The organism is Pseudomonas sp. LBUM1663, from assembly GCF_059695905.1.
This window is the reverse complement of the sequence record NZ_CP166792.1, coordinates 1,989,189-2,011,827: the sequence shown is the minus strand read 5'-3', so window position 1 is coordinate 2,011,827 and position 22,639 is coordinate 1,989,189. Positions and strand designations below refer to the sequence as shown.

The following is a 22,639-nucleotide window of genomic DNA, read 5'->3' as shown; positions in this document are numbered from 1 at the left end:
ATCGAGCAACGGGCAATCCCTGACAGATACAAAAAGTGCTCGTCGTCATTTAGCGATTTTCCCTACATAAAAAGCCTCCTTTCCCGACTTCTTTACCCGTTGATCCCAAGCAAAGTCTCGCGCTCAAACTTGATCTGCGCGAGGGACTGCGAATGTTCGTACCTGACAAGGTACTGGCCTTGAATAACGCCATCGGCTTGCTGGTGGTTGCCGCCATGGACCCCGAGCAGCCGAATGTCGAAGCACTGCTCGGTGACTTCCGGCTTTGCCTCAATGACTACGACGCCTGGGCCGAAAGTTTCTGGACCGGCAAGGCGCTGGATATCGAGCAAGTGTTCAAGGTCGGCAACGAAGTCCGACTGGTCGCGCCGAAGAATTCCACCACGCCTGTCAGTTCCACCGTCGCCGCGTGCCGGGCGGCGGGTCCCCTGACGCTGGTGCACATGTTCGACGCAGCGCGGTTCGTGCCGATCGGCAACACCCCGGTGATGCTTGAGCCTTTGAACGCTGACGGTACGTTCGGCAAGCCGGTTTATGACGAGATCGGCCCCAGCGGCATCCTCGAAATCCGCGAGTGCGAACGCAGCCTGCGTTACCGCATCACCTTCTTCCCGAATGTTTCCGCTGAACATGTCAAAGCGCTTTATGCCTCTTATCAAGGCGTCATCAGAGGTCTGGAAGGCTGGCTGCGTAACGAGTGGACGACCGAATTCGAACCCTCATGGGCCGAGTTCGCCGAGGCCGGTTTCATCAAGCGTTACGGCCTGCTGCAACAGGCCGACTGGCGCGGTTTCGAGAATTCGCTGAACGGGTTGTGGGATGACGTGAAGCAGATCTACGAGTTGATCGCGGACCTGCAAGCGAACAGTGAAAAACTCCTTGAGTACCTGACCGAAACCGAACTTGAAACGCTGCTGGAGGCTTCAGCGGAATCCATCGCCAACCTGCTGCTGGTGTTGAGTGATGAGCCGCTGATGTTCATTCATCTGGCGGCGATCACCAGTTGGCTGAGGATGTTGCCGCCGCAGTTCATCGCCGAAGTTGTGGCGGAGATTCGCACAGGAATACTGATCGGCTTCCTGCTCGCGCGCTTCACGGGCCCTACCGGACTGAAGCTCGGCATCAGCGCCAAGGTACTGGACAAGGTCAAATCCGAGCGTGCGCGCAAATGGCTGGCCGCCGCGAGCCTGAGGTTGGCCGGGCTGGAGGCCAAATCCGACCTGACGCCCCACGCGGGCGTACTAAAACCCCTCGCGGTCAATGTCCGAAATGCTCCGCTAAACCCCGCGCCCGCCGTGCCGTTGCAGATCAGCACGGGCACTACGCCAGTTTTGTTAGTGAAAAATCCGGTCGCCATTGCTCGCGACAAATCCGCAGCCATGACCCGACTGGGCCGGCAGGAATACCGTGACGACGTTCCCGATCAAGCGAAAAACCCCAACGGCGACAGCGCCGATTGCGGGCCGCTGACTTGCACCAACGGATGCCCGGTGTCGATGGTCACCGGCGAAGAATTGCTGACACTCGACGATGGATCGCTTAACGGCTTGCTGCCTTTCGCGTTTACCCGGTTGTACCGAACCAGCGCCGTGGAAATGGATTGCGGGCTGGGTTGGGGATGGAGTCATTCGCTGGCGCATCGCCTGGAGCTGGACGCAGAACAGGTCGTCTGGACCGACCATGAAAACCGTCGCACGACGTTTCCAATGCCCAGTCTTTTGCGTCCGGCGATTCATAACAGCCTGTCCCGGGCCGCAATTTACCTGGGGAACAAACCTGAAGAACTGGTCCTCGCACTGGCCGGTGAGACGGCGCGGTTCTATCACTTTGTGAAGGGTCGGCTGACGACCATCAGTGATGCCTACGACAACCGGCTGCACATCACCCGCGACCGTCAGGATCGCATTCAACGCATCGACAACGGCGCGGGACGTTCACTGCTATTGCGTTACGAACGCCGGCACATCATGACGGTCGAGTATCAGTCGTTTCACTCCGCCGACGGGTTGGTGGATGCCTGGCATACCGAGCAAACGCTGATTGCCTACCGGTACGACGCCCGTCACCGCCTGATCGAAGCGACCAATGCTGCCGGCGAAAGCGAGCGGTACGACTACGACGATCAACACGTGATTCTCCAGCGGCAACTGGCCGGTGGGGCAAGTTTCTTTTGGGAGTGGGAAAGGTCTGGCAAGGCGGCCAGATGTGTCAGGCACTGGGCGACCTTTTCGCAGATGGATACGCGTTATGCCTGGGATGACGACGGCGCAGTGCTGGTTAAAAACGTCGATGGCAGCGAAGAAGTTTATGTCCATGACGATAAGGCGCGATTGGTGCGTCGGGTTGAGCCGGATGGTGGCGAGCATTTCAAGGCTTACGACGACCAGGGCCGATTGACGACCGAGCGCGGTCCATCAGGGGCGATCACCCAGTATCGCTACGACGAGGTCGGGCGGCTGATCGCGCTGATTCCACCGGAAGACGAACCAACGTCCTACGAATATCGCTACGGTTTCCTGCATGCGCGATATCGCGGTAAAGCGGTGTGGAAATACCGACGCAATGTTCAAGGGGATGTCACCGAGGCCATCGATCCCGACGGTCACATCACTCACTACCACTACGATGCTCAAGGACGGCTGCTGTCTATCCGTTGCCCGGACACCAGCCGTCATGTGTTCGTGTGGGATGCCATCGGGCAACTGGTCGAAGAGACGTTGCCGGACGGCAGTCAGCGACGTTTTTCCTACGATGTATTGGGTCGGCAGATAGCCCGCCAGGACGAACACGGCGCCGTCACTCAATACCAATGGGACGCCGTTGGCCGATTGATCCAGACGATTCTCCCTACAGGCGCCAGCCGCGCGTTCAGTTACAACGCCTACGGCAAAATCACCACCGAACGCGATGAACTGGGGCGCGTCACCCGTTTTGAATACGACGATGACCTGCACCTGGTCAGCCGCCGAATCAATCCCGACGGCACGCAGCTGCGTTATCGCTACGACAACGCCCGGATGCTCCTGACAGATATCGAAAACGAATCCGGCGAACACTATCGACTGGACTACACGCCCGGCGGATTGATCCGACAGGAAACCGGCTTCGATGGCCGGCGCACAGCGTATGCCTACGACCTCAACGGCCATCTACTGGAAAAAACCGAATTCGGTGATGACGGCTCGCAGCTGTTTACGAGTTATCAGCGGGATACGGCCGGACGCCTGTTGGTGAAAAACCTGCCCAATGGTGTCAACGTCGAGTATCGCCATGACCGCCTCGGTCGATTGGTCAGCGTCGATGACGGCCAGGACCATCCGCTGGAGTTCGAGTACGACCAGCAGAATCGCCTGATCACCGAGCATCAGGGGTGGGGCACGCTGCGCTATGCCTACGACGCCTGCGGAAAACTCAACTATCTGCGTCTGCCAGACAACAGCAAACTCGACTATCACCACGCCAAGGGCGGCGCGCTGACAGCCATCGATCTCAACGGCACACGCCTTACAAGCCACACGTACAAGTCCGGCCGCGAGTTTCAACGCCAGCAAGGCCTGTTGCTCAACCACTATGACTACGACGAACAAGGCCGCCTTAAAGGCCACGCCGTCAGCCAGCAACACCAGCCACTGTATCGCCGCGACTATGCCTACAGCGCCAACGGCAATCTCGAGCACATCGCCGACACCCGTCATGGCCAACGCAGCTATCAATACGATCCGCTCGACCGTCTGATCCGCGTCCGCCACTCCCGCGACCAGCAGCCCGAAAGCTTCGCCCATGACCCCGCCGGCAACCTGTTGATGCAGGACCGTCCAGGCCCCGTCACCCTCAAAGGCAATCGCCTGCTGATGCAAGGCGATCGCCATTTCGACTACGACGCCTTCGGCAACCTGATCCGCGAGCGCCGCGGCACCGCCCAAAAACTCGTCACCGAATACCGCTACGACTGCCAGCACCGCTTGACCGGCGTCACCCTCCCGAACGGCAACACCGCCAGCTACCGCTACGACGCCTTCGGCCGCCGCATCAGCAAAACCGTCGACGGCCATACCACCGAGTACTTCTGGCAGGGCGACAACCTCGTCGCCGAAAGTGGCCGCGAGCATTACCGCAGCTACGTCTACGAACCCGGCACCTTCCGCCCGTTGGCCATGCTCGACGGCAAAGGCCCGCGCCAGGCCTGCCCGTTCTACTACCAACTCGACCACCTTGGGACACCGCAAGAACTCACCGACTACGGCGGCGACATTATCTGGGCTGCCCAGTACACCGCCTATGGCCGCCTGACTCGCCTCAATCGTGATACCCATCAGGTTCTGGATCAGCCATTGAGGTTCCAGGGGCAGTATTACGATGCAGAGACGGGACTGCATTACAACCGGCACCGGTACTACAACCCGGATGTGGGACGGTATCTGACGCCGGATCCGAGTAAGTTGGCGGGTGGGTTAAACGGATATCAGTACACGCGCAATCCCACGGGGTGGGTTGATCCGTTGGGGTTGAATGATTGTCCTGGAGCGGATGGATGTAAGAGGCCTTCGTTTGGGGATGAGGATCCGGCGGGGAAGGCGAAGGTTGATGAGGGGGAGCCTAGCGCTCCATCACCTAAACCGAAAAATCGTTATTTATATCGCGGAGATTCACGGGAATCGTGGGAGATATTTGAAGCCGGCTTTGAGCCCTTGGGAGACAGCATGGACCTTTACTTACACGCACTGGACAACCGAAGCCCTCCCAGCTTCTTTGTCAGTACCTCGACTTCGGAAAAGGAAGCTATAAAATTTGCAACAGGTTATGGATATGAAGACGGGTTCGTCTATGTAATAAAAAACATTCGCGGGATAGATGTGAATAAAAAACTCGGCATGATTTCGCCTCATAGAGGTGAGGTTGAAATAGCTTTGCCTGGCGGAGTAGACAGTCGAGACATTCTCGGTGTGACCCCCGTCAACGCCGATGGCAGCTACAAGGGCTACTCAACCCCCAACCCACGCAGGAAGTGATCGTGAACAAAACAATAGAAATATCCATAAACTCCTGCGGAGTAACCGAGAAAGTTTCAATCGAATGCGACCGAAAAAATCTGACATTGGTTTTCACAACGAAAAACGGCTTGAAAAAAACATACACCGCTCATGATCTTTACGAATGCTTTGGGCTGTTGCGAGCCGATTTTCAGGAAATAAATTTTCTATGCAAAGGCGCTAAGCTCAACGTGTATCCCTCGCGTATGGCATCGCAAATGGCCGGCGGCATAGTGGCGTATGAGCTTCATATGGGACGCCCAGCTGAAACTGAAGACGTGGTTAATATCTTCGATTTTGAAGACAAAGACATCACAACTGATATTCAACAACAAAGGGACTTCTATAAGCGTTGGCTTGCATCGTTCACGCACTAGCCGGCGGAAGTTAACAATCATATTTAGCCACAGCACGCTATTAACAAAAAAGCCCAGTTCGGACTGGGCTTATCCTCCAAGAAGAACTTGGATTAACCGCCGGAACCGCTCGTCCCACCACCAGCACCACCCGTCCCTCCTCCCGCACTCCCCGAACTCCCACCACTCCCCCCACCACTTATCCCCGAACCACCAGAACTACCGGATCCTCCAGACCCACTCCCAGAACCACTCCCCATCGAACTTCCACCACTCATCGACCCGCTTCCCGCTCCCGGGCTCGTGCTACTCCCGTTCGCTTCACCAGCACTCCCTCCGCCAATAGAGCCTGGCGGCAGCGTCTTCCCATCGCCAGAACCCGCATTCATTTCAGTAGACGGCGGCATCCCGCCCTTATCCACCGGCGCATCATTACCGGAAGATTGAGCAAACGCCGCTATTGAACTGACCGACAACACGCCGCTCACCGTCAGGACCATCAATGTTGACCTGATCATGGTGCATCTCCTTTAAAAAGGTGCGTACCTGATATCTGGCAGCGATCGCTTTTTAATGGTGCCGCTCAATCGACGAATGGTTTTTCAACTCGGCTCACCGGATGCATCGTTACCGGCAATATCCGGATCTTCGGGCGTGGCCTCGACATCGCCACGTTTCACATCATCAGTCGGCACTTGCTCAACCGCAGTGTCGTCGTCTGGCGGACGTTGATCGCGACTCAAGGCATCGGTGGGCGACGGCAGCGGGTATTCAGGGGTGTCGTCATCGTCGACTTTCGGATCAGCATTCATAAAGCACCTCTCGAAGGGCCTGAAAAGCAGGCCCTGAAATTTCGAGGGCTGGGCAATGCTTGCGTTCGATCAGAAAGACGATCGGTCGATAGCACTACAACGCCGGTCAGTCTTCGTCTTCTTCCTCTTCTTCATACTCGAGGTTTCCCACATCGCCGGCGTCATCGGAATCGTTAAGCGGCACCGTTGCGTCATCCATCAGAGAACCCGGATCTTCGTTGCCGGGGTCATTGATGAACGGAAGCCCGCTCGGGCCTTTTTCTTCCTTGCCTTCGGTTTCAGGAGTCATGGCAGTCCTCACAACGTTGGGGTGTATGACGTTCGAGGCGGCCTGCGACCAAACGTTCCGGGGTCGAGCGAGCAGATACGAAAAACCCGGCCTTGGCCGGGTTTCTGGTTTCACTCGATGTCGAATCAGTGATTTTTATTTCTATGTTTGTTCTTGTGATTGTTTTTGTGACCGCCACCGGAATGAGACTTGCCGCTGTCAGTGCCCAGGTTGTTGCCAACCGCCCCACCTGCTGCGCCGCCCAGGCCTGCGCCAATGGTCGAGCCGGTAGAACCGCCGAGGCTATTGCCAATCACCGAGCCGCCTGCCGAGCCTAATCCACCGCCAATCGCTGCCTCTGTGCGACTGCCCTTGTTCGCACCAACCGCACTGCCCGCAGCGCCGCCAACGCCGGCGCCAATCGCTGCGCCTGTGCTGCCGCCCATTTGCTGGCCCACTACGTTACCCAGTGCGCCGCCAAGGCCGCCACCCACTGCCGCAGTGCCATCACCGGCAGCCATTGCACCTTGAGCGACCAAAAGTCCCAGAAACAACGTGGACAATGTCAAACGCATGATATGAACCTCAAATTCCGCATCGGGGGTAAGAGTACGCATTGCGGATGGGCGTGAGTCTAGCACCTGCACCCACTGAATCCGGCCAGCGATGAAGGTTGGACAGCTGCAAATTCGAAGTCTGTGAAAAACGAAACATCCAGATACGAAAAGCCCGGCATTGAGCCGGGCATTTCGATGTGACCGTTCAGGATCAGTGACGCTTGTGACCCTTGGCCAGATTGCTGCCCACGCCGCCGCCCAATGCGCCGCCCAAGCCTGCGCCAATGGTCGAACCGGTCTTGCCGCCCAGGCTGTTGCCGATCACCGAACCACCGGCCGCGCCGACACCGCCACCAATGGCCGCTTTGGTGCGGCTGCCTTTCCGTGCGGCCACGGCACTGCCGGCTGCGCCCGCAACACCTGCGCCGATTGCCGCGCCGGTGCTGCCGCCCATGCTCTGGCCGACTACGTTACCCAACGCACCACCCAGACCACCACCGATCGCAGCGGTGCCGTCACCGGCAGCCATCGCACCTTGAGTCACCAGAAGTCCCAGAACCAGAGCAGGCAGTGTTAAACGCATGACGAAAAACCTCAAAAATTGGGGGAAACCGAAAAGCCGGGGATTGAATACTTTCGAGAAGGAAACGTCCACACAAAAACCGCCGCTCCTCACCATTGGCGACGGTTGGACAGCTTTTATGGAAAAGGTTTTATGACAGGCAAAAAAAAGCCCGCTGGGGAACGGGCCAGATACTGCTTTCTAACGGATGAGTTGAGCCTACGTAAGACGGTGTGAAAAGTTTGTGAAAAAACATCAACAGAAAAATTAACGTTGGTCTGTGGGCCAATTGAGGGGTGTCGAGCCCCTCTAAAAATAAAAAACCCCACTCATTGGCGGGGTTCGTCCGGTTGTCCGTTACTTCCTGGATGTCACCCTTTTGGGCAAAAACTTCGACCTGACCACTTTGGTCGCGGTGGATTTCACTTTGTTGATCTGGATCGGATCTTCACCGAAGCCAGACACATACTCCGTCTGGCCACACTGCACACAATTGTTGATTGGAAATTCTGCCCCGTCGTCTTCGATATACGGATCAGCCATAGCCCTTCCCCTCTCAAAGCGGGATCGATACCGGCAAGCCCTATTGCCTGAAAAATATCGACCACCAAGGCTTTTGAGACTAGCCGGTCATTACTGGACTTGTAATTCAGTTTTCCGCATGCCCGACGAATGGACCCCGCCGCTTCCTACAAAATCAGTTGGCGATTAAATAGATTCATTCCGTCACTCACCTCAGCTTGACCGCCGTCCCGGTCACAAATACCACGACCATCCCGCCCTTGCCGGCCGGCATGCTGATCTCAAAATCGAGCCCCACCACCGCATCCGCCTGAAGCGCCCGCGCCCGCTCCTTGATCTCGTCGGTCGCCTGAATCCGCGCTTCCTTCAACGCCCGCTCCAGCGTCTGAGAACGCCCACCGAAAAAATCCCGCATGCCGGCAAACAAGTCGCGGATAACGTTGACGCCCTGCACCGACTCGGCGCTGACGATGTCCAGATACGCGGTGATTTGGCGGCCTTCGATGGCGTGGGTTGTGGTGGTGATCATGGGGATTCCTTCTTCATAGTGGCGCGCATTATTCCTCGGCAGCCAATCGATGAAAACAAAAAGCCCAGCAACGGCAGGGCTTCGAAATTCGGGTATCGCAGACCTCAGGCATAGTTAACGAGTCAAAGAAGCTTGACCACCAACGTCGTGATAGTCGCCACCGTGCCAATCAGTCCGGTCGCAACAGCCACGGGATACCAAAAGGTTTCACGGGTCATCTTTCCGGCTTCAGCGTTCAGCTTTCGCTGCTCAGCCATCAGCTTGACGATTTCACATGAATCTTTTCCAGTTCAGCCTGTTCCATGGTGAGTTCCTGCATAACGTGCGCATTTCCGTCCTTGTAGTGGGCGTGCCTTGTCTGATGCCCTTTGATTAATTTTGTACTTTCAAGGCGCAGAGCGCCCCCCCCCTCTCGAGACGGATCATCGGAGGAGCCATAACCCATGAAAGCACCCAACCACTTGGCGTTCCAGCGTTCCGTCCCACACAACCTTCTTTTTTCCTACATCAAGTTCAGATGCTTCTATGCCTAAAGTCCGTTGGCCGGTATCAGGACTTTTTGAGTTCCAGCCCCCAGAAACCACAAAACCCCTGATTTCTCTCGAAATCAGGGGTTCTGGTTACATCGAATTTGGCGGTGAAGGAGAGATTCGAACTCTCGATACAATTTCTTGTATACACACTTTCCAGGCGTGCTCCTTAAGCCACTCGGACACTTCACCGTATCTCGTCAAACATGTTCTGTCTGTCGAGGCGCGCTAATGTAGTCGAAAGCTTTTCTGATGGCAAACTTTTTTTGCAGAATTTTCATGCGCTTAGCGTTTTAGTCGTTCCTGTCAGTTCCGGGCGATGGCAAACCTGCCAATCTCCGGCTTCGCACCCTCTTCTATAAGGAGAGGAATGCACGGCGGGAGTGGCGAGCTACGCTTGCCCGGCGGGGAAAGGGTGACTGGCGGGTCAGTCACGGCGCTTTACCTGGCCTGCGGCGGTGGGTAACGTCTGCCCCAACTTTCATACAAGGAATAGCGTCATGAGTGAGTTGATTTCCTACCATCTCGAAGACGGTATCGCGACCCTGACCTTGAGCAACGGCAAGGTCAATGCCATTTCCCCGGACGTGATTGCTGCGTTTAATGCTGCGCTGGATCAGGCGGTGACTGATCGTGCGGTGGTGATCATTACCGGTACGCCCGGGATTCTGTCCGGCGGTTATGACTTGAAGGTGATGACGTCCGGCCCGAAAGAAGCGGTCGCGCTGGTGACGGCCGGCTCGACGCTGGCTCGTCGTCTGTTGTCGCACCCGTTCCCGGTGATTGTGGCGTGCCCTGGGCATGCGGTGGCCAAGGGTGCGTTCCTGCTGTTGTCGGCGGACTACCGCATTGGTGTCGACGGCCCGTTCAGCATTGGCCTGAACGAAGTGCAGATCGGCATGACCATGCACCACGCCGGTATCGAGATCGCGCGTGATCGTCTGCGCAAGTCGGCGTTCCACCGCTCCGTCATCAACGGTGAGATGTTTAATCCACAGAGCGCCGTGGATGCCGGTTTCCTCGACGTGGTGGTGTCGGCCGAAGAGCTGCAAGTTGCTGCGCTGGCGGCGGCGCGTCAGTTGAAGAAGATCAACATGACCGCGCACAAGAACACCAAGCTGAAAGTGCGCAAGGCGCTGCTGGATACGTTGGACAACGCGATCATCCTGGATCAGGAACACATGGGTTAAGCCCGGACAGGCTGCACAGAAAAGCCCGACCGTCGTGTCGGGCTTTTTCATACGCTCGCTGTTGAAAATCCCACAACCGCTCTAGCACGCGTCTGACCCACAAGTCGGAAACATGTGCACAAACATCGCCTATCTCCTCCCTCTATAGCGGCAATTGCCGAAAACAGTGCACATCCGTACACTGCGCCACCTTTTGTCCCGGTGGGGCCTGTAAATGCTGTTCGTGTTTCGTATGTTATTGATGGGCCTGCACTTTATTCTGGCCGGTGTGCTTGGGGTGATTCTGGGCCTGTGCCGTCCGTTCAACCCGGACAACAGCCGATTGTGCGCGCGCCTGTATGCGTGGCCGGCGATGTGTATTTTGCGTTTGCGGGTGAAGGCCGATGTCGGGCCGTTGATGGATAAACCCGACAGCTGCGTGATCATCGCCAACCACCAGTCCAACTACGATTTGTTTGTGTTCGGCAACGTGGTGCCCCGCCGCACCGTGTGCATCGGCAAGAAGAGCCTGAAGTGGGTGCCGCTGTTCGGGCAGTTGTTCTGGCTGGCCGGTAATGTGTTGATCGATCGCGGCAATGCGCACAAGGCGCGCCAGTCGATGTTGACCACCACGCACACCTTGCAGCATGAAGACACGTCGATCTGGGTTTTCCCGGAAGGCACGCGCAACCTCGGTGAAGAGTTGCTGCCGTTCAAGAAAGGCGCGTTCCAAATGGCGATCGCCGCGGGCGTACCAATCGTGCCGGTGTGTGTCAGCAGTTACGTCAAACACATGCGACTGAACCGCTGGCGCAGTGGGAAAATTCTGATCCGCTCGCTCCCAGCGATTCCTACGGCGGGATTGAGCCTGGACGACATGCCCCTGCTGATGGCCCAGTGCCGCGAGCAGATGCGCGAGTGCATTGAGTCGATGGATCGGCAACTGCAAGCCGCCTGACAACAAACCCGCCGAGTGCGGGTTTTTTTCGCCTGCGAGCTTCTGCCGGCGAACTCGACAGATTTCACTGACTCTCAAGCAGCAGACAAGGCTAAGCTGAGCACTGCCTGCCACTGCCACCTGCAAATAAGAAGTGAACCTGAATCATGGGTAGAGTTGTTGCTGCTGCGGTTTATAGCGCCGGTAAAAAAGTCACCAATATCACCCTCGACGAAGGCGCTGCCTGGGCTGCAAAGCCTGGCCACTTTGTCTGGATCGGCCTTGAAGAGCCGAATGCTCAGGAGTTGGCCAACCTGCAACGCCAGTTCAACCTGCATGAACTGGCCATCGAAGACGCCCTGGAAAAACACAGCCGACCAAAGCTCGAAACCTTCGGCGACGCCTTGTTTATCGTCACGTATTCGCCGATCCGGCACGAAGGCAAACTGGAGTTCATCGAGACTCATATCTTTGCCGGCAACGGTTACATCATTACCGCCCGCAACGGTCACTCGGCGTCCTACGCCCTCGTCCGCCAGCGTTGTGAGGCGCGTCCAATATTGCTGGAGCACGGGGAAGATTTCGTCCTCTATGCCATCCTCGATTTTGTGATTGAAAACTACCAGCCAGTGGGCGAAGCGATTCATGCGGAGATCGATGAGCTGGAGCGCAACGTCATATGCAGCGCGCTGAATGAACATGACATCCAGAAGCTGCATGGCCTGCGCCGGGACGTCTTGCGCCTGCGTCGTTATGCGGCGCCGATGGTGGAGATTGGCGAGGAGCTGCAGAAGCTGAGCTTTCCGTTTATCGACAAGAACATGCGCCCGTACTTTCGCGATGTGCAGATTCACGTCACACGGCAGATGGAAGACCTGACGACCCTGGCGGACATTGCCAGCCAGACCATTGAGGTCGGGGTGTTACTGGAGGCGTCACGGCAGAGCGTGGTGCAGCGCAAGTTTGCGGCGTGGGCGGCAATTCTGGCGTTCCCGACGGCGGTGGCGGGGATTTACGGGATGAACTTCCAGAACATGCCGGAGTTGACCTGGCATTACGGGTATTTTGCGGTGTTGGGGTTTATTACGGTGGGGTGTGTAAGTTTGTGGGCGAGTTTCAAGAAGTCGGGGTGGCTTTGAAACGCTTTTGTGGCAAGGGAGCGTGCTCCCTCGCCACACAGTCACTGCAAGGTTTTAAACCGCTTTAGCTTCTGGCTTGTGCGCCACAAACCGCATCATCCACTCCGCAACGGTCGTGCCATGGTGCTCCTGCTCAAGGCTCGCCACACCTTTCGTATACACCTGCTGACCCAGCGCTTCCTGACGAATTTCCAGCAGCGCACGGGAATAATCGTGAATGAATTCAGGGTGCCCCTGGAAGCACAGCACCTGATCGTTGATGTGGTACGCGGCGAACGGGCAGAAATCGCTGGAGGCGATGACCGTGGCGTTTTCCGGTAGCGACGTCACCTGGTCCTGGTGGCTGATCAACAAGGTCAGCTCTTCTCGAACCGGACTCATCCATGGCGCCTTGGCAGCGAGTTTGTATTTGTGCGTGCCGACACCCCAACCTTGGGTCGCTCGTTCGCTGTTGCCGCCCAGCAGCAGCGCCAACAACTGATGGCCGAAACACACGCCCAGCAACTTGTCGCCACGCTCATAGCGCTTCAGCAAGTAGGCCCGCAGGGTTTCAATCCACGGATCGGTGCCGAAGGAATCGGCCTTGCTGCCGGTGACGAGGTAGGCGTCGAAGGTCAGATCGTCACTCGGGTACTCGCCCTGCATCACGTTGTACACGGTGAACTCGGCAGCGATCGGCTGCTGCGAAAACAGATGCTGGAACATCTGCCCGTAACCCTGATATTGATCGACCAGTTCCGGACGCAGGATGTCGGTTTCCAGAATGCAGATGCGTAACGACATAAAAAATACCTGACACGTGATGGGAATAATGCACACCCCAGAGCCTGCCTCGAAACACCGTGACAAGGCAAGCCCCGGAAGGCGTCATACGTCCCTTAGAAGGCCTCCCCTTTGGCCGCTTTTTCCAGCAACAACGCCGGCGGCGCAAAGCGCTCGCCATACTGCTGGGCCAGGTACTGGGCGCGGGCGACGAAGTCTTTCACACCGTATTGGTTGATGAACTGCAGCGCGCCACCGGTCCAGGCCGCGAAGCCGATACCGAAGATCGAGCCGACGTTGGCGTCCGCCGTCGAGGTCAGCACGCCCTCCTCCACGCAACGCACAGTTTCGATGGCTTGCACGAACAGCAGGCGATCGCGCACATCCTTTGGCGAAATCTGCCCGTCGGCTTTCTCGAAACGGGTTTTGAGCTCGGGCCACAGATGTTTCTGGCCACCGACCGGGTACTCGTAGAACCCGCCTCCTGCGGCTTTACCGGGCCGCTTGTATTCGTTGAGCAGCAAGTCAATCACGGCGAATGCGGGGTGCTCAATCAGCGATTTCCCTTCTGCTTGCAGGTCTTTGGCGGTTTGCTGGCGGATATGGCTCATGAGGCTGAGGGAAACTTCGTCAGAGATCGCCAGAGGCCCGACCGGCATGCCGGCCTTGCGCGCTTCCGTCTCGATCATCGGTGCGCTCACGCCTTCGCCGAGCATGGCGATGCCTTCGTTGGTGAAGGTACCGAACACCCGCGAAGTGAAGAAGCCGCGACTGTCGTTGACCACAATCGGGGTTTTCTTGATTTGCAGGACGAAATCGAACCCGCGCGCCAGGGTTTCGTCGCTGGTGTTGGCGCCCTTGATGATTTCCACCAATGGCATCTTCTCCACCGGGCTGAAGAAATGCAGGCCGATGAACTTCGTTTGATCCGGCACCGCGGTGGCCAGGCCACTGATCGGCAAGGTCGAGGTGTTGGAGGCGATCACCGCGGACGGGCCGACAACTTTCTGTGCCGCCGAGGAGACTTTGGCTTTCAGCTCGCGGTCTTCGAATACCGCTTCAATGATCAGATCGCAGCCGACCAAGTCTGCATCGCTTTCTGTGGTATGGATCCGCGCCAGAATCGCCTCGCGCTGCTCCGCAATCATCTGGCCGCGGGCGACTTTCTTGTCCAGCAGCGCCGCCGAATGGGCCTTGCCCTTCTCCGCTGCTGCGAGGTTGATGTCCTTGAGCACCACTTCAATGCCGGCCGAGGCGCTGACAAAGGCGATGCCCGCGCCCATCATCCCGGCGCCCAGCACGCCGACTTTTTGCGTGACGCAAGGGGCAAACCCCTTGGGCCGCGAGCCGCCGGCGTTGATCTCGTTGAGCTGGAACCAGAAGGTCCCGATCAGGTTTTTCGAGATTTGTCCGGTGGTCAGTTCCGTGAAATAGCGGGTTTCGATCACGTGCGCGGTATCGAAATCCACTTGGGCACCTTCAACCGCCGCGCAAAGAATTTTCTCCGGCGCGGGCATGCAGCCTTGGGTTTTGCTGCGCAAGATCGACGGCGCAATGGCGAGCATTTGCGCGACTTTCGGGTTCGACGGCGTGCCGCCGGGAATCTGATAACCCTTCACGTCCCACCGCTGTACGGCGGTCGGATTGGCAATAATCCAGGCGCGCGCCTTGCTCAGCAGTTCATCGCGATCCGCGGCCAGTTCATCGATCAAACCCGCTTGCAAGGCCTGCTGCGGCCGGACTTTCTTGCCTTCGAGCAGGTACGGCAAGGCTTTTTCAATGCCCAGCATGCGCACCATTCGCACCACCCCGCCGCCGCCCGGCAGCAGGCCAAGGGTGACTTCCGGCAGGCCGAGTTGCACGGATGGATTGTCCAGCGCGACGCGGTGATGGCAGGCGAGGCAGATTTCCCAGCCACCGCCCAGCGCTGCGCCATTGATCGCGGCCACTACCGGTTTACCGAGGGTTTCCAGGGTGCGCAATTGGCCTTTGAGCGTCAGGACCATGTCGTAAAAGGCCTTGGCTTCGGGTTTGCCGACCTTGATCAGTTCATTGAGGTCGCCGCCGGCAAAGAAGGTTTTCTTGCCCGAGGTGATGATGACACCGGCAATGCTGTCCTTATCGGCCACCAGGCGGGCAACGCAGGCGGCCATCGCCTCGCGATAGACCGCGCTCATGGTGTTGGCGCTCTGGCCCGGCATGTCGATGGTCAGGACCACGATCTGGTCCTGACCTTTTTCGTAACGAATGGCTTCAGTCATGTCACTTGTTCCTTAAGGTCGGGGCTCAGAGGCGTTCGATGATGGTGGCAATGCCCATGCCGCCGCCGACACACAGGGTCGCGAGGCCATAGCGCAGACGCCGGGTTTCCAGCTCATCGAGCAGCGTGCCGAGAATGGCGCAGCCGGTGGCGCCCAGCGGATGGCCCATGGCGATAGAGCCGCCGTTGACGTTGACTTTGTCCGGATCGATGGCCATGTCCTTGATGAATTTCAGCACCACCGAGGCGAAGGCTTCGTTGACTTCGAACAGGTCGATGTCTTCGACCCGCAGACCGGCCTTGGCCAATGCTTTGCGGGTGGCCGGCGCCGGGCCGGTGAGCATGATGGTCGGGTCGGTGCTGGTGACTGCGGTGGCGACAATCCGCGCCCGTGGCTGCAGACCCAGCGCCCGGCCTTTGGCCTCGGAGCCGATGAGCATCAGGGCGGCGCCATCGACGATGCCGGAACTGTTGCCCGGTGTGTGGACGTGGTTGATCCGCTCCAACTGGCTGTACACGCGCAACGCGGTGGCGTCGAAGCCCATTTGCCCCATCATCTCGAAGCTTGGCTTGAGTTTGCCCAGGCCTTCCAGGGTCGATTCGGCGCGGATGAACTCATCGTGATCGAGCAGGATGATGCCGTTCTGATCCTGCACCGGCACCAGCGACTTATTGAACGAACCGTTGGCCCGGGCCCGCGCGGCCTTTTGCTGGGAATGCAGCGCGTAGGCATCGACGTCCTGACGGCTAAAGCCTTCAATCGTGGCGATCAGGTCGGCACCGACGCCTTGCGGGGTGAAATGACTGTGCAGGTTGGTTTCCGGGTCCAGCGCCCAAGCGCCGCCATCGCTGCCCATGGGTACACGGGACATGGATTCGACGCCGCCGACCACCACCAGATCTTCGAAGCCGGAACGGACTTTCATCGCGCCGAGGTTCACGGCTTCCAGCCCCGAGGCGCAGAAGCGATTGATCTGCACGCCAGACACGCTGACGTCCCAATCGGCGACCTGTGCCGCGGTCTTGGCGATATCCGAACCCTGATCGCCGATGGGCGTGACACAGCCGAGCACCACGTCATCGACCTGACTGGTGTCCAGCGAAGTGCGCTGCTGCAACGCCGTGAGCAACCCGGCCACCAGATTCACCGGTTTGACGCTGTGCAAGGCGCCATCAGCCTTGCCTTTGCCACGGGGCGTGCGTAACGCGTCGAAAATCAAAGCTTGGGTCATGACGTCCTCGAACCTGGGCGGTGAGTAAATACTGAGCTTCCACCTTAGGCCGAGCCGCCATGGATTCAATGACCGCAGTGCTCACTGGCGTTGACGGACACGCTCAGACGGACGGTCGCTCGGGTGCGGATTAACCGATTCACGTCACCAAGCTGTCTAGCAAACGGGCGCCCAAGAAGCTGGCAATAGGCCTCATGCCTTTTTAAAAGCTTTAAGTTAGCGAAGCATACGAAATGGATCTAAACCAAGCGTGACGCGGGCTCTAAGGTGAACATGTACGAAGTTGTCGTCGGGTTTTGCCGAGGCACTCGTCTTACAGGACGTTCAGCGCTCTGCCGTCATGGAGATATGCAGGCAAGCATCGGGAAATAACAAAAAAGGCGGTCAAGCCATGTTCAAGCATTCGAAAGTACGTCAAGCCGGGCTCATTCTTTTCGCCACTACGCTGTTGTTGATTTTGCCGAACTTGACCAAGGTGATCGGCTAGTCGGACTTCAAAAAATACGGCGCCAGGTTTTTACATCGCCCTCTTAAAAATGTGACTGGCTCGCTACCCGGGCCAGCGTGGGTGTGCCAACCTTTGCGGCACTTCCACGACATGGACGGCGATCATTTGAAAACGCTCATTCTGTTCGGGGCCTTGCTGCTCAGCACGCCCTTGTATGCCGCACAGCTGAACCTCGAGCTGGGCGCGAGCAGTCGCACCTGGCAGACAGAGGAGTTGCTCAAGCATCCTCAGGTCCAGACCATCACCATCAGCGACGACGTTTCCTACAAGCGGGAGATGAGTTATCGCGCTGTTCCCTTGGCAGCCCTGTTGACCGGCATCAAGCCTGACGACCATCTGCAAGCCGTCGCGCTGGACGGCTTTGCCGCAGAGCTGTCCGCGGCGCCGTTGCTGAACGCTAAGGGCGCGCGCGCGTGGCTGGCGATTGAAGACCCGGCCAAACCATGGCCTGCGTTATCTGAAGGGAAACAGGGTGCCGGGCCGTTTTATCTGGTGTGGGTCGATCCGCAAGCCGGCAACATCAGCCCGGAGCAATGGCCGTTTCAAGTGGCGAGTATCAAGCGCTTGGCGCCCGTGGCCGAGCGCTTCCCTGCCCTGCTGCCGGATCCTGCCTTGAAGGCGGATGACCCGGTGAATAAAGGCTTCGCGCTGTTTCAGAAGAATTGCCTGGCGTGCCATCGATTGAACGGTGCCGGGGATGCGCAGTTCGGGCCGGATCTGAATATTCCGTTTAACCCGACCGAATACTTTGGGGCGGACTTTCTGAAGCGCTACATTCGAGATCCGCAGAGCTTGCGCCAGTGGCCTCAGGCGAAGATGCCGGGCTTTGCGCCGACGGTGTTGCCGGAGGGGGATCTGGAGATGCTGGTGGGGTATTTGAAGCATATGGCTGGGCGTAAGCAGAATTCAGCCAAATAGCACGGTTCTGTGGCGAGGGAGCTTGCTCCCGCTGGGGCGCTAAGCGGCCCTCAAATCAGGCGACGCGGTCCCTCAGGTAAACCGCATCCGCCGGGTTTGCGACTGCTGCGCGGCCGAGCGGGAGCAAGCTCCCTCGCCACAGGGAATCGCAATTACTGCTGTTGTACTGAGATCACTGGCATCGGCGTCGGCGAAACAAACACCTTCGCGTGCATCTGCTCACACCCACCGCCCCGGCGCATCCCGCGTACCGGGCAGGCATCCAGGTAATCCAGGCCTACGGCCAGTTTCAAATGCCGTTCCGGCCGGGCCAGTTCATTGGTCACATCGAAGCTGTACCAGGCGTCATCGAGCCAGGCTTCGGCCCAGGCGTGACTGGCCAGGTGTTCGCTGTTCTCGCTGTACAAATACCCCGACACATAACGCGACGGAATGCCCAGGCTGCGGGCACAGGCGAGAAACGCGTGGGTGTGGTCCTGACAGACACCGGAACGCCCGGCGAAGGCCTGGGCGGCGCTGGTGTCCACTTCGGTTGAGCCCGGCGTGTAGGTCATGTGCGAATTCAGGCCATGCATCAAGTCGATCAACGCCGTGCGATCCCGGCGTTTTTTACATTCCTTCTCGGCGAACGCACGTAGAGCCTCGTCGGCTTCGGTCAAGCGCGTGAAGCGCAGGAACGGCAGTGCCGACTGGCTTTCATGTTCGGCTTCGCGCAGCTCGTCGATGTCCACCTGACCACGGGCGCCGATGATGATTGCCTCGTGGGGCTCGTCCATGGTCAGTACATGCAGGATGTTGCCGAACGGATCGAGTTGCGCGCGCACCGGGCGCGGCAGGTCGAGTTGCCAGCTGAGCACGTGCTGACGCTCGCTGTCGTGGGGTGTCAGTCGCAGGTACTGGATGCTCGCCCGCACCTGATCTTCGTAGTGATAGGTGGTTTCGTGGCTAATGGAAAGTCTCATGCAGCCTCCAGGTAGGAACTGTGAATGGCGTTACCCAACTGGCGCACCAGCGGGATGAATTCGGTCAGCCAGGCGTGCAGGCCTTCGTCGAGAATTTCGTTGATGCCGGTGTAGCGCAGGCGAGCGTCCATCTCCGCCGCCAGACGTTGCGCGGGACGGCCATTGGCCCCCGGCAACTGGGCAAGGATCTGGTCGATTTCTTCGGTGCAGGCGCGCAGGGACCGCGGCACATCGGCGCGCAGCAACAGCAACTCGGCCACATGCCGGGCACCGGGTGCATCCCGGTAGATCTCGGTGTAGGCCTCGAAAGAGGACAGCGCCCGCAGCAACGCACTCCACTGGTAATACGCGTGAGCCGTGCCATCGCTGACCGCTTCGGCCTGATCGCCGGCCATTTCGTAGCGGGCGTCGAGCAGGCGCAACGTGTTGTCGGCCCGTTCGATAAACGTCCCCAGGCGAATGAATCGGAACGCATCGTTGCGCATGATCGTGCCGTAGGACGCACCACGGAACAGGTGGGAACGCTCCTTGATCCACTCGCAAAAACGGCTCATGCCGTAGCGACTCAGGCCTTGCTCGGCGATCCCGCGAATTTCCAGCCAGGTGGCGTTGATGTTTTCCCACATGTCGGCGGTGATTCGCCCACGCACCGCATGGGCACTGGCCCGCGCCGAGCCCAGGCAGCTGTAGATGCTCGCCGGGTTGGCCGCGTCCAACGCGAAGAAATGCAGCAGCCGCTCGGCGTGCAAATCACCGTGGCGCTCCAGGTAATCGTCCAGGGTGCCGGTAATCAGCAGCGGCATGGCCAGTTCGTGCAGACCGTCACCGCGACCATCCTGCGGCATCAGCGACAGCGAATAACTGATGTCGAGCATCCGTGCGAGGTTTTCCGCCCGCTCCAGGTAACGCGACATCCAATACAAATCCGAGGCAGTTCTACTTAACATGGCAAGCTTCCTTCAATCCTCGACCACCCAGGTGTCCTTGGTTCCGCCGCCCTGGGAAGAATTCACCACCAGAGAGCCTTCACGCAGGGCGACACGGGTCAAACCGCCGGGCACAACCCGGGTTTCGCGGCCAGACAATACAAACGGACGCAGGTCGATATGGCGTGGCGCGATGCCGTTTTCGACAAAGGTCGGACAGGTCGACAGGGACAACGTCGGTTGCGCGATATACGCGTGGGGCTTGGCTTTGATCCGCGCGCGAAACGACTCGATTTCCGCCGCAGTCGCCGCCGGCCCCACCAGCATTCCGTAACCGCCGGAGCCTTGGGTTTCCTTGACCACCAGGTCTGGCAGATTGGCCAGCACGTGGGAAAGCTCAGAAGGATTGCGACACTGGAACGTCGGCACGTTCTTGAGGATCGGCTCTTCGTCCAGGTAGAAACGGATCATGTCCGTGACAAACGGATACACCGACTTGTCGTCCGCCACCCCCGTGCCGATGGCATTCGCCAACACCACGTTGCCGGATCGGTAAGACGACAGCAGCCCAGGAACCCCGAGCATCGAATCCGGGTTGAACGCCAGCGGATCGAGGAATGCATCGTCGAGGCGACGGTAAATCACGTCGACCGCCTTCGGCCCGTCCGTGGTGCGCATAAACACCTTGTCGTCGCGCACGAACAGGTCCGCACCTTCCACCAACTCAACGCCCATCTCCCGCGCCAGGAATGCATGCTCGAAAAACGCGCTGTTGAAACGACCCGGCGTCAGCACCACCACGCTCGGGTTATCGATCGGGCTGGAGCTTTTCAGGGTGTCGAGCAGCAGGTTCGGATAATGGTCGATCGGTGCGATGCGCTGGGCCGAGAACAACTCGGGAAACAACCGCATCATCATCTTGCGGTCTTCGAGCATGTAGCTCACGCCGCTGGGTGTACGAAGGTTGTCTTCAAGCACGTAGTACGAGCCGTCGCCATCGCGCACCAGATCGACGCCGGAGATGTGCGAGTAGATATCGCGGTGCAGATCGAGCCCTTGCATCGCCAACTGGTATTGCTCGTTGGCCAGCACTTGCTCGGCCGGGATGATGCCGGCCTTGATGATGCGCTGCTCGTGATAGAGGTCGGCGAGGAACATGTTCAACGCCTTGACCCGCTGGATACAGCCGCGCTCGACGATCCGCCATTCACTGGCGGGGATGCTGCGCGGAATGGTATCGAAAGGAATCAGGCGCTCTGTCCCCTGCTCATCACCGTAGAGCGTGAACGTAATCCCGGCGCGATGAAATAACAGATCGGCCTCGCGTCGCCGTTGTGCCAAGAGCTCGTCAGGCGTCTCGGCCAGCCAACGGGCAAACTCCCGATAATGCGGGCGGACCTGGCCGCCGGCATCGTACATCTCATCAAAATAGGTGCGGATCATGCCGTACTCCTTGTCACCCGGACATCTAGGCTTCGCAAGGCCCGTGCCATCGGCAGAAACGCTTTGTTATCAATCAGTTGGATAATCACGCTGTTTGCACCGCACCAATCCTGTGCAGCAAACGCCCCCAGCTGATCGCCCCCGCTTCATTACAAGGCGACGTTGTCGCCTATCACCAGCATAGTCAGAGTTGATTTCACTGCCCGTCCGGCGGTGCGGATAATCCGCGCATTCGCTGCAAAACCTGATCGAACTTCCCTTTAGCCGCCTGCTCAGGCGGTTTTTTTTGCGCCGGGATTCTTGTTTCAGGGTTTTGCCGAGGGGATATTCCGAGCGCCATAAACGAAAACGGCCAACCCGAAGGTCAGCCGTTGCTGAGCGTTGTCACTGTTCATAACTTTATGCGAGTCGCCCTCGTACTTCCTGCTTGACGCCCCACCCTTCGAGGATGCCGCCCAGAGGCTCGACCACCGCCTCGAAACCCTGTTCGAAATCGCCGATATCATCGTAGGTGGCGTACATGACTTTGCTCAGTTCGAGCGCCCATGCGCCGTCATCGCGCACACTGATTTGCGCGTTCAAGGATTCACCTTTGTATTGCCCTGCCGCCCTGCGTGCCCGCTCCTCGTCCGGGAAAATGGCGTAGAACTCGATGGGATGGAATCGTGAAAAATCGAAGCCGCCTTCTTTCATGCGGCGCAACACGCTGCTGCTGATGTCTTCTTGATAGGCTGTGCTCATGAAACGTCCCCCTCAATCATGATGGATAGACTTTCCGTATTCCCGGCACGCGCAACCGATTGGTGCGAGTGATGCGGCAACCAGGTTGCCGGTGGGAAGCAAGCATGTGCTGACAAGACCAGACCTTAGCGATCCGTTCGCTGATCTCGATTGCAGAGTAGCCCCAAGACAGAGGCGCTGCCAAGGCCTGGATAAGAATGAGACAGGTGTTGTTCAGATTGGCGTGATGCCGAGGATTTGAATGCTGTTCTGGGCTTTGAGACTTTTGACGCTGGCATCAGCGGTTCGCCCTTCCAGATCATTCAGATCCAGTTCGGCGGCGACAGGAAGGAGCCGGGCCTTGATGAGTTTCGCGGCTTGCTCGTTATCCGGGCACTCGTCGCACTCAAAGACTTCATCGACTGTTTCACCGTGATCATCCACGAAAGTGATTTTCCACTTTTGCATCAGTGCCTCCTCGAACAAACCCGCAAATG

20 protein-coding genes, 1 tRNA gene and 1 pseudogene are annotated in these 22,639 nt (G+C 58.3%); 6 read left to right on the top strand and 16 right to left on the bottom strand.

Annotated features, from left to right (window positions below; all coding sequences use genetic code 11):
- Positions 1–152 precede the first annotated feature (152 nt).
- Positions 153–5,009, top strand: a complete 4,857-nt coding sequence (locus tag ACA075_RS09105; protein WP_497298169.1) for an RHS repeat-associated core domain-containing protein — start codon at positions 153–155, stop codon at positions 5,007–5,009.
- Between the two features lie 2 nt (positions 5,010–5,011).
- On the top strand, positions 5,012–5,407 hold the full coding sequence (locus tag ACA075_RS09100) for a hypothetical protein (protein WP_497298168.1): 396 nt from the start codon (positions 5,012–5,014) through the stop codon (positions 5,405–5,407).
- Between the two features lie 581 nt (positions 5,408–5,988).
- Here the strand turns inward: ACA075_RS09100 and ACA075_RS09095 are convergent.
- The 8 genes and pseudogenes from ACA075_RS09095 to ACA075_RS09060 all read right to left on the bottom strand — a co-directional run bounded on the left by ACA075_RS09095 (position 5,989) and on the right by ACA075_RS09060 (position 9,358).
- Positions 5,989–6,198 carry a hypothetical protein gene (locus ACA075_RS09095; RefSeq protein WP_497298167.1) on the bottom strand — a complete coding sequence of 70 codons (210 nt, stop codon included), beginning with the start codon at positions 6,196–6,198 and terminating at the stop codon, positions 5,989–5,991.
- Between the two features lie 106 nt (positions 6,199–6,304).
- Positions 6,305–6,487 carry a hypothetical protein gene (locus ACA075_RS09090; protein WP_438660683.1) on the bottom strand — a complete coding sequence of 61 codons (183 nt, stop codon included), beginning with the start codon at positions 6,485–6,487 and terminating at the stop codon, positions 6,305–6,307.
- A 125-nt stretch (positions 6,488–6,612) separates the two neighbouring features.
- A complete protein-coding gene (locus ACA075_RS09085; protein WP_497298166.1) occupies positions 6,613–7,041 on the bottom strand; it encodes a glycine zipper domain-containing protein in 429 nt (142 codons plus the stop codon).
- A 193-nt stretch (positions 7,042–7,234) separates the two neighbouring features.
- On the bottom strand, positions 7,235–7,606 hold the full coding sequence (locus tag ACA075_RS09080; RefSeq protein ID WP_010456583.1) for a hypothetical protein: 372 nt from the start codon (positions 7,604–7,606) through the stop codon (positions 7,235–7,237).
- A 336-nt stretch (positions 7,607–7,942) separates the two neighbouring features.
- Positions 7,943–8,128, bottom strand: a complete 186-nt coding sequence (locus tag ACA075_RS09075) for a hypothetical protein (protein ID WP_497298165.1) — start codon at positions 8,126–8,128, stop codon at positions 7,943–7,945.
- Between the two features lie 187 nt (positions 8,129–8,315).
- Positions 8,316–8,636 carry a YbjQ family protein gene (locus ACA075_RS09070; protein ID WP_461957940.1) on the bottom strand — a complete coding sequence of 107 codons (321 nt, stop codon included), beginning with the start codon at positions 8,634–8,636 and terminating at the stop codon, positions 8,316–8,318.
- Between the two features lie 122 nt (positions 8,637–8,758).
- Positions 8,759–8,940: pseudogene (locus tag ACA075_RS09065) on the bottom strand (hypothetical protein).
- Between the two features lie 328 nt (positions 8,941–9,268).
- Positions 9,269–9,358, bottom strand: a tRNA-Ser gene (locus ACA075_RS09060).
- Positions 9,359–9,666: 308 nt separating this feature from the next.
- Here ACA075_RS09060 and ACA075_RS09055 point away from each other — a divergent pair.
- The 3 genes from ACA075_RS09055 to ACA075_RS09045 all read left to right on the top strand — a co-directional run bounded on the left by ACA075_RS09055 (position 9,667) and on the right by ACA075_RS09045 (position 12,411).
- Positions 9,667–10,356 carry a crotonase/enoyl-CoA hydratase family protein gene (locus ACA075_RS09055; RefSeq protein ID WP_497298164.1) on the top strand — a complete coding sequence of 230 codons (690 nt, stop codon included), beginning with the start codon at positions 9,667–9,669 and terminating at the stop codon, positions 10,354–10,356.
- A 214-nt stretch (positions 10,357–10,570) separates the two neighbouring features.
- The gene (locus tag ACA075_RS09050; protein WP_497298163.1) at positions 10,571–11,293 is read left to right on the top strand and encodes a lysophospholipid acyltransferase family protein; all 723 of its coding nucleotides are present in this window, start codon (positions 10,571–10,573) and stop codon (positions 11,291–11,293) included.
- A 146-nt stretch (positions 11,294–11,439) separates the two neighbouring features.
- Complete coding sequence (locus tag ACA075_RS09045) at positions 11,440–12,411, top strand: magnesium and cobalt transport protein CorA (protein ID WP_497298162.1); 972 nt, start codon at positions 11,440–11,442, stop codon at positions 12,409–12,411.
- Positions 12,412–12,465: 54 nt separating this feature from the next.
- Here the strand turns inward: ACA075_RS09045 and ACA075_RS09040 are convergent, their stop codons facing one another.
- From ACA075_RS09040 to ACA075_RS09030, 3 genes are all read right to left on the bottom strand, one after another.
- On the bottom strand, positions 12,466–13,194 hold the full coding sequence (locus tag ACA075_RS09040; protein ID WP_497298160.1) for an amidotransferase: 729 nt from the start codon (positions 13,192–13,194) through the stop codon (positions 12,466–12,468).
- A gap of 95 nt (positions 13,195–13,289) precedes the next feature.
- Positions 13,290–15,434, bottom strand: a complete 2,145-nt coding sequence (locus tag ACA075_RS09035) for a 3-hydroxyacyl-CoA dehydrogenase NAD-binding domain-containing protein (protein ID WP_497298159.1) — start codon at positions 15,432–15,434, stop codon at positions 13,290–13,292.
- A 25-nt stretch (positions 15,435–15,459) separates the two neighbouring features.
- The gene (locus ACA075_RS09030) at positions 15,460–16,665 is read right to left on the bottom strand and encodes an acetyl-CoA C-acetyltransferase (protein WP_497298157.1); all 1,206 of its coding nucleotides are present in this window, start codon (positions 16,663–16,665) and stop codon (positions 15,460–15,462) included.
- Between the two features lie 598 nt (positions 16,666–17,263).
- On the opposite strand from ACA075_RS09030, the gene ACA075_RS09025 reads away from it, so the two are divergent.
- The gene (locus tag ACA075_RS09025; protein WP_497299217.1) at positions 17,264–18,091 is read left to right on the top strand and encodes a c-type cytochrome; all 828 of its coding nucleotides are present in this window, start codon (positions 17,264–17,266) and stop codon (positions 18,089–18,091) included.
- Between the two features lie 152 nt (positions 18,092–18,243).
- On the opposite strand, the gene ACA075_RS09020 is transcribed toward ACA075_RS09025, so the two are convergent.
- The 5 genes from ACA075_RS09020 to ACA075_RS09000 form a co-directional block, all read right to left on the bottom strand.
- Positions 18,244–19,053 carry a transglutaminase family protein gene (locus tag ACA075_RS09020; protein WP_150630097.1) on the bottom strand — a complete coding sequence of 270 codons (810 nt, stop codon included), beginning with the start codon at positions 19,051–19,053 and terminating at the stop codon, positions 18,244–18,246.
- Positions 19,050–20,000 carry an alpha-E domain-containing protein gene (locus tag ACA075_RS09015; RefSeq protein WP_131062458.1) on the bottom strand — a complete coding sequence of 317 codons (951 nt, stop codon included), beginning with the start codon at positions 19,998–20,000 and terminating at the stop codon, positions 19,050–19,052. The genes ACA075_RS09020 and ACA075_RS09015 overlap by 4 nt, the downstream gene beginning before the upstream one ends.
- 12 nt (positions 20,001–20,012) lie before the next feature.
- Positions 20,013–21,422 (bottom strand): circularly permuted type 2 ATP-grasp protein, encoded by a 1,410-nt coding sequence (locus ACA075_RS09010; protein WP_497298156.1) that lies wholly within the window; start codon positions 21,420–21,422, stop codon positions 20,013–20,015.
- 399 nt (positions 21,423–21,821) lie between these two features.
- Positions 21,822–22,163 (bottom strand): ribonuclease E inhibitor RraB, encoded by a 342-nt coding sequence (locus ACA075_RS09005; RefSeq protein ID WP_219095560.1) that lies wholly within the window; start codon positions 22,161–22,163, stop codon positions 21,822–21,824.
- Positions 22,164–22,376: 213 nt separating this feature from the next.
- The gene (locus tag ACA075_RS09000; protein WP_477793103.1) at positions 22,377–22,610 is read right to left on the bottom strand and encodes a hypothetical protein; all 234 of its coding nucleotides are present in this window, start codon (positions 22,608–22,610) and stop codon (positions 22,377–22,379) included.
- Between the last annotated feature and the right edge of the window lie 29 nt (positions 22,611–22,639).

What these genes read in the sequence shown, in the direction of transcription:
- ACA075_RS09105 (WP_497298169.1), top strand. Translation starts at nt 153, where the DNA reads ATGTTCGTACCTGACAAGGTACTGGCCTTGAATAACGCCATCGGCTTG.
- ACA075_RS09095 (WP_497298167.1), bottom strand. Translation starts at nt 6,198, where the DNA reads ATGAATGCTGATCCGAAAGTCGACGATGACGACACCCCTGAATACCCG.
- ACA075_RS09090 (WP_438660683.1), bottom strand. Translation starts at nt 6,487, where the DNA reads ATGACTCCTGAAACCGAAGGCAAGGAAGAAAAAGGCCCGAGCGGGCTT.
- ACA075_RS09085 (WP_497298166.1), bottom strand. Translation starts at nt 7,041, where the DNA reads ATGCGTTTGACATTGTCCACGTTGTTTCTGGGACTTTTGGTCGCTCAA.
- ACA075_RS09080 (WP_010456583.1), bottom strand. Translation starts at nt 7,606, where the DNA reads ATGCGTTTAACACTGCCTGCTCTGGTTCTGGGACTTCTGGTGACTCAA.
- ACA075_RS09075 (WP_497298165.1), bottom strand. Translation starts at nt 8,128, where the DNA reads ATGGCTGATCCGTATATCGAAGACGACGGGGCAGAATTTCCAATCAAC.
- ACA075_RS09070 (WP_461957940.1), bottom strand. Translation starts at nt 8,636, where the DNA reads ATGATCACCACCACAACCCACGCCATCGAAGGCCGCCAAATCACCGCG.
- ACA075_RS09055 (WP_497298164.1), top strand. Translation starts at nt 9,667, where the DNA reads ATGAGTGAGTTGATTTCCTACCATCTCGAAGACGGTATCGCGACCCTG.
- ACA075_RS09050 (WP_497298163.1), top strand. Translation starts at nt 10,571, where the DNA reads ATGCTGTTCGTGTTTCGTATGTTATTGATGGGCCTGCACTTTATTCTG.
- ACA075_RS09045 (WP_497298162.1), top strand. Translation starts at nt 11,440, where the DNA reads ATGGGTAGAGTTGTTGCTGCTGCGGTTTATAGCGCCGGTAAAAAAGTC.
- ACA075_RS09040 (WP_497298160.1), bottom strand. Translation starts at nt 13,194, where the DNA reads ATGTCGTTACGCATCTGCATTCTGGAAACCGACATCCTGCGTCCGGAA.
- ACA075_RS09035 (WP_497298159.1), bottom strand. Translation starts at nt 15,434, where the DNA reads ATGACTGAAGCCATTCGTTACGAAAAAGGTCAGGACCAGATCGTGGTC.
- ACA075_RS09030 (WP_497298157.1), bottom strand. Translation starts at nt 16,665, where the DNA reads ATGACCCAAGCTTTGATTTTCGACGCGTTACGCACGCCCCGTGGCAAA.
- ACA075_RS09025 (WP_497299217.1), top strand. Translation starts at nt 17,264, where the DNA reads ATGGACGGCGATCATTTGAAAACGCTCATTCTGTTCGGGGCCTTGCTG.
- ACA075_RS09020 (WP_150630097.1), bottom strand. Translation starts at nt 19,053, where the DNA reads ATGAGACTTTCCATTAGCCACGAAACCACCTATCACTACGAAGATCAG.
- ACA075_RS09015 (WP_131062458.1), bottom strand. Translation starts at nt 20,000, where the DNA reads ATGTTAAGTAGAACTGCCTCGGATTTGTATTGGATGTCGCGTTACCTG.
- ACA075_RS09010 (WP_497298156.1), bottom strand. Translation starts at nt 21,422, where the DNA reads ATGATCCGCACCTATTTTGATGAGATGTACGATGCCGGCGGCCAGGTC.
- ACA075_RS09005 (WP_219095560.1), bottom strand. Translation starts at nt 22,163, where the DNA reads ATGAGCACAGCCTATCAAGAAGACATCAGCAGCAGCGTGTTGCGCCGC.
- ACA075_RS09000 (WP_477793103.1), bottom strand. Translation starts at nt 22,610, where the DNA reads ATGCAAAAGTGGAAAATCACTTTCGTGGATGATCACGGTGAAACAGTC.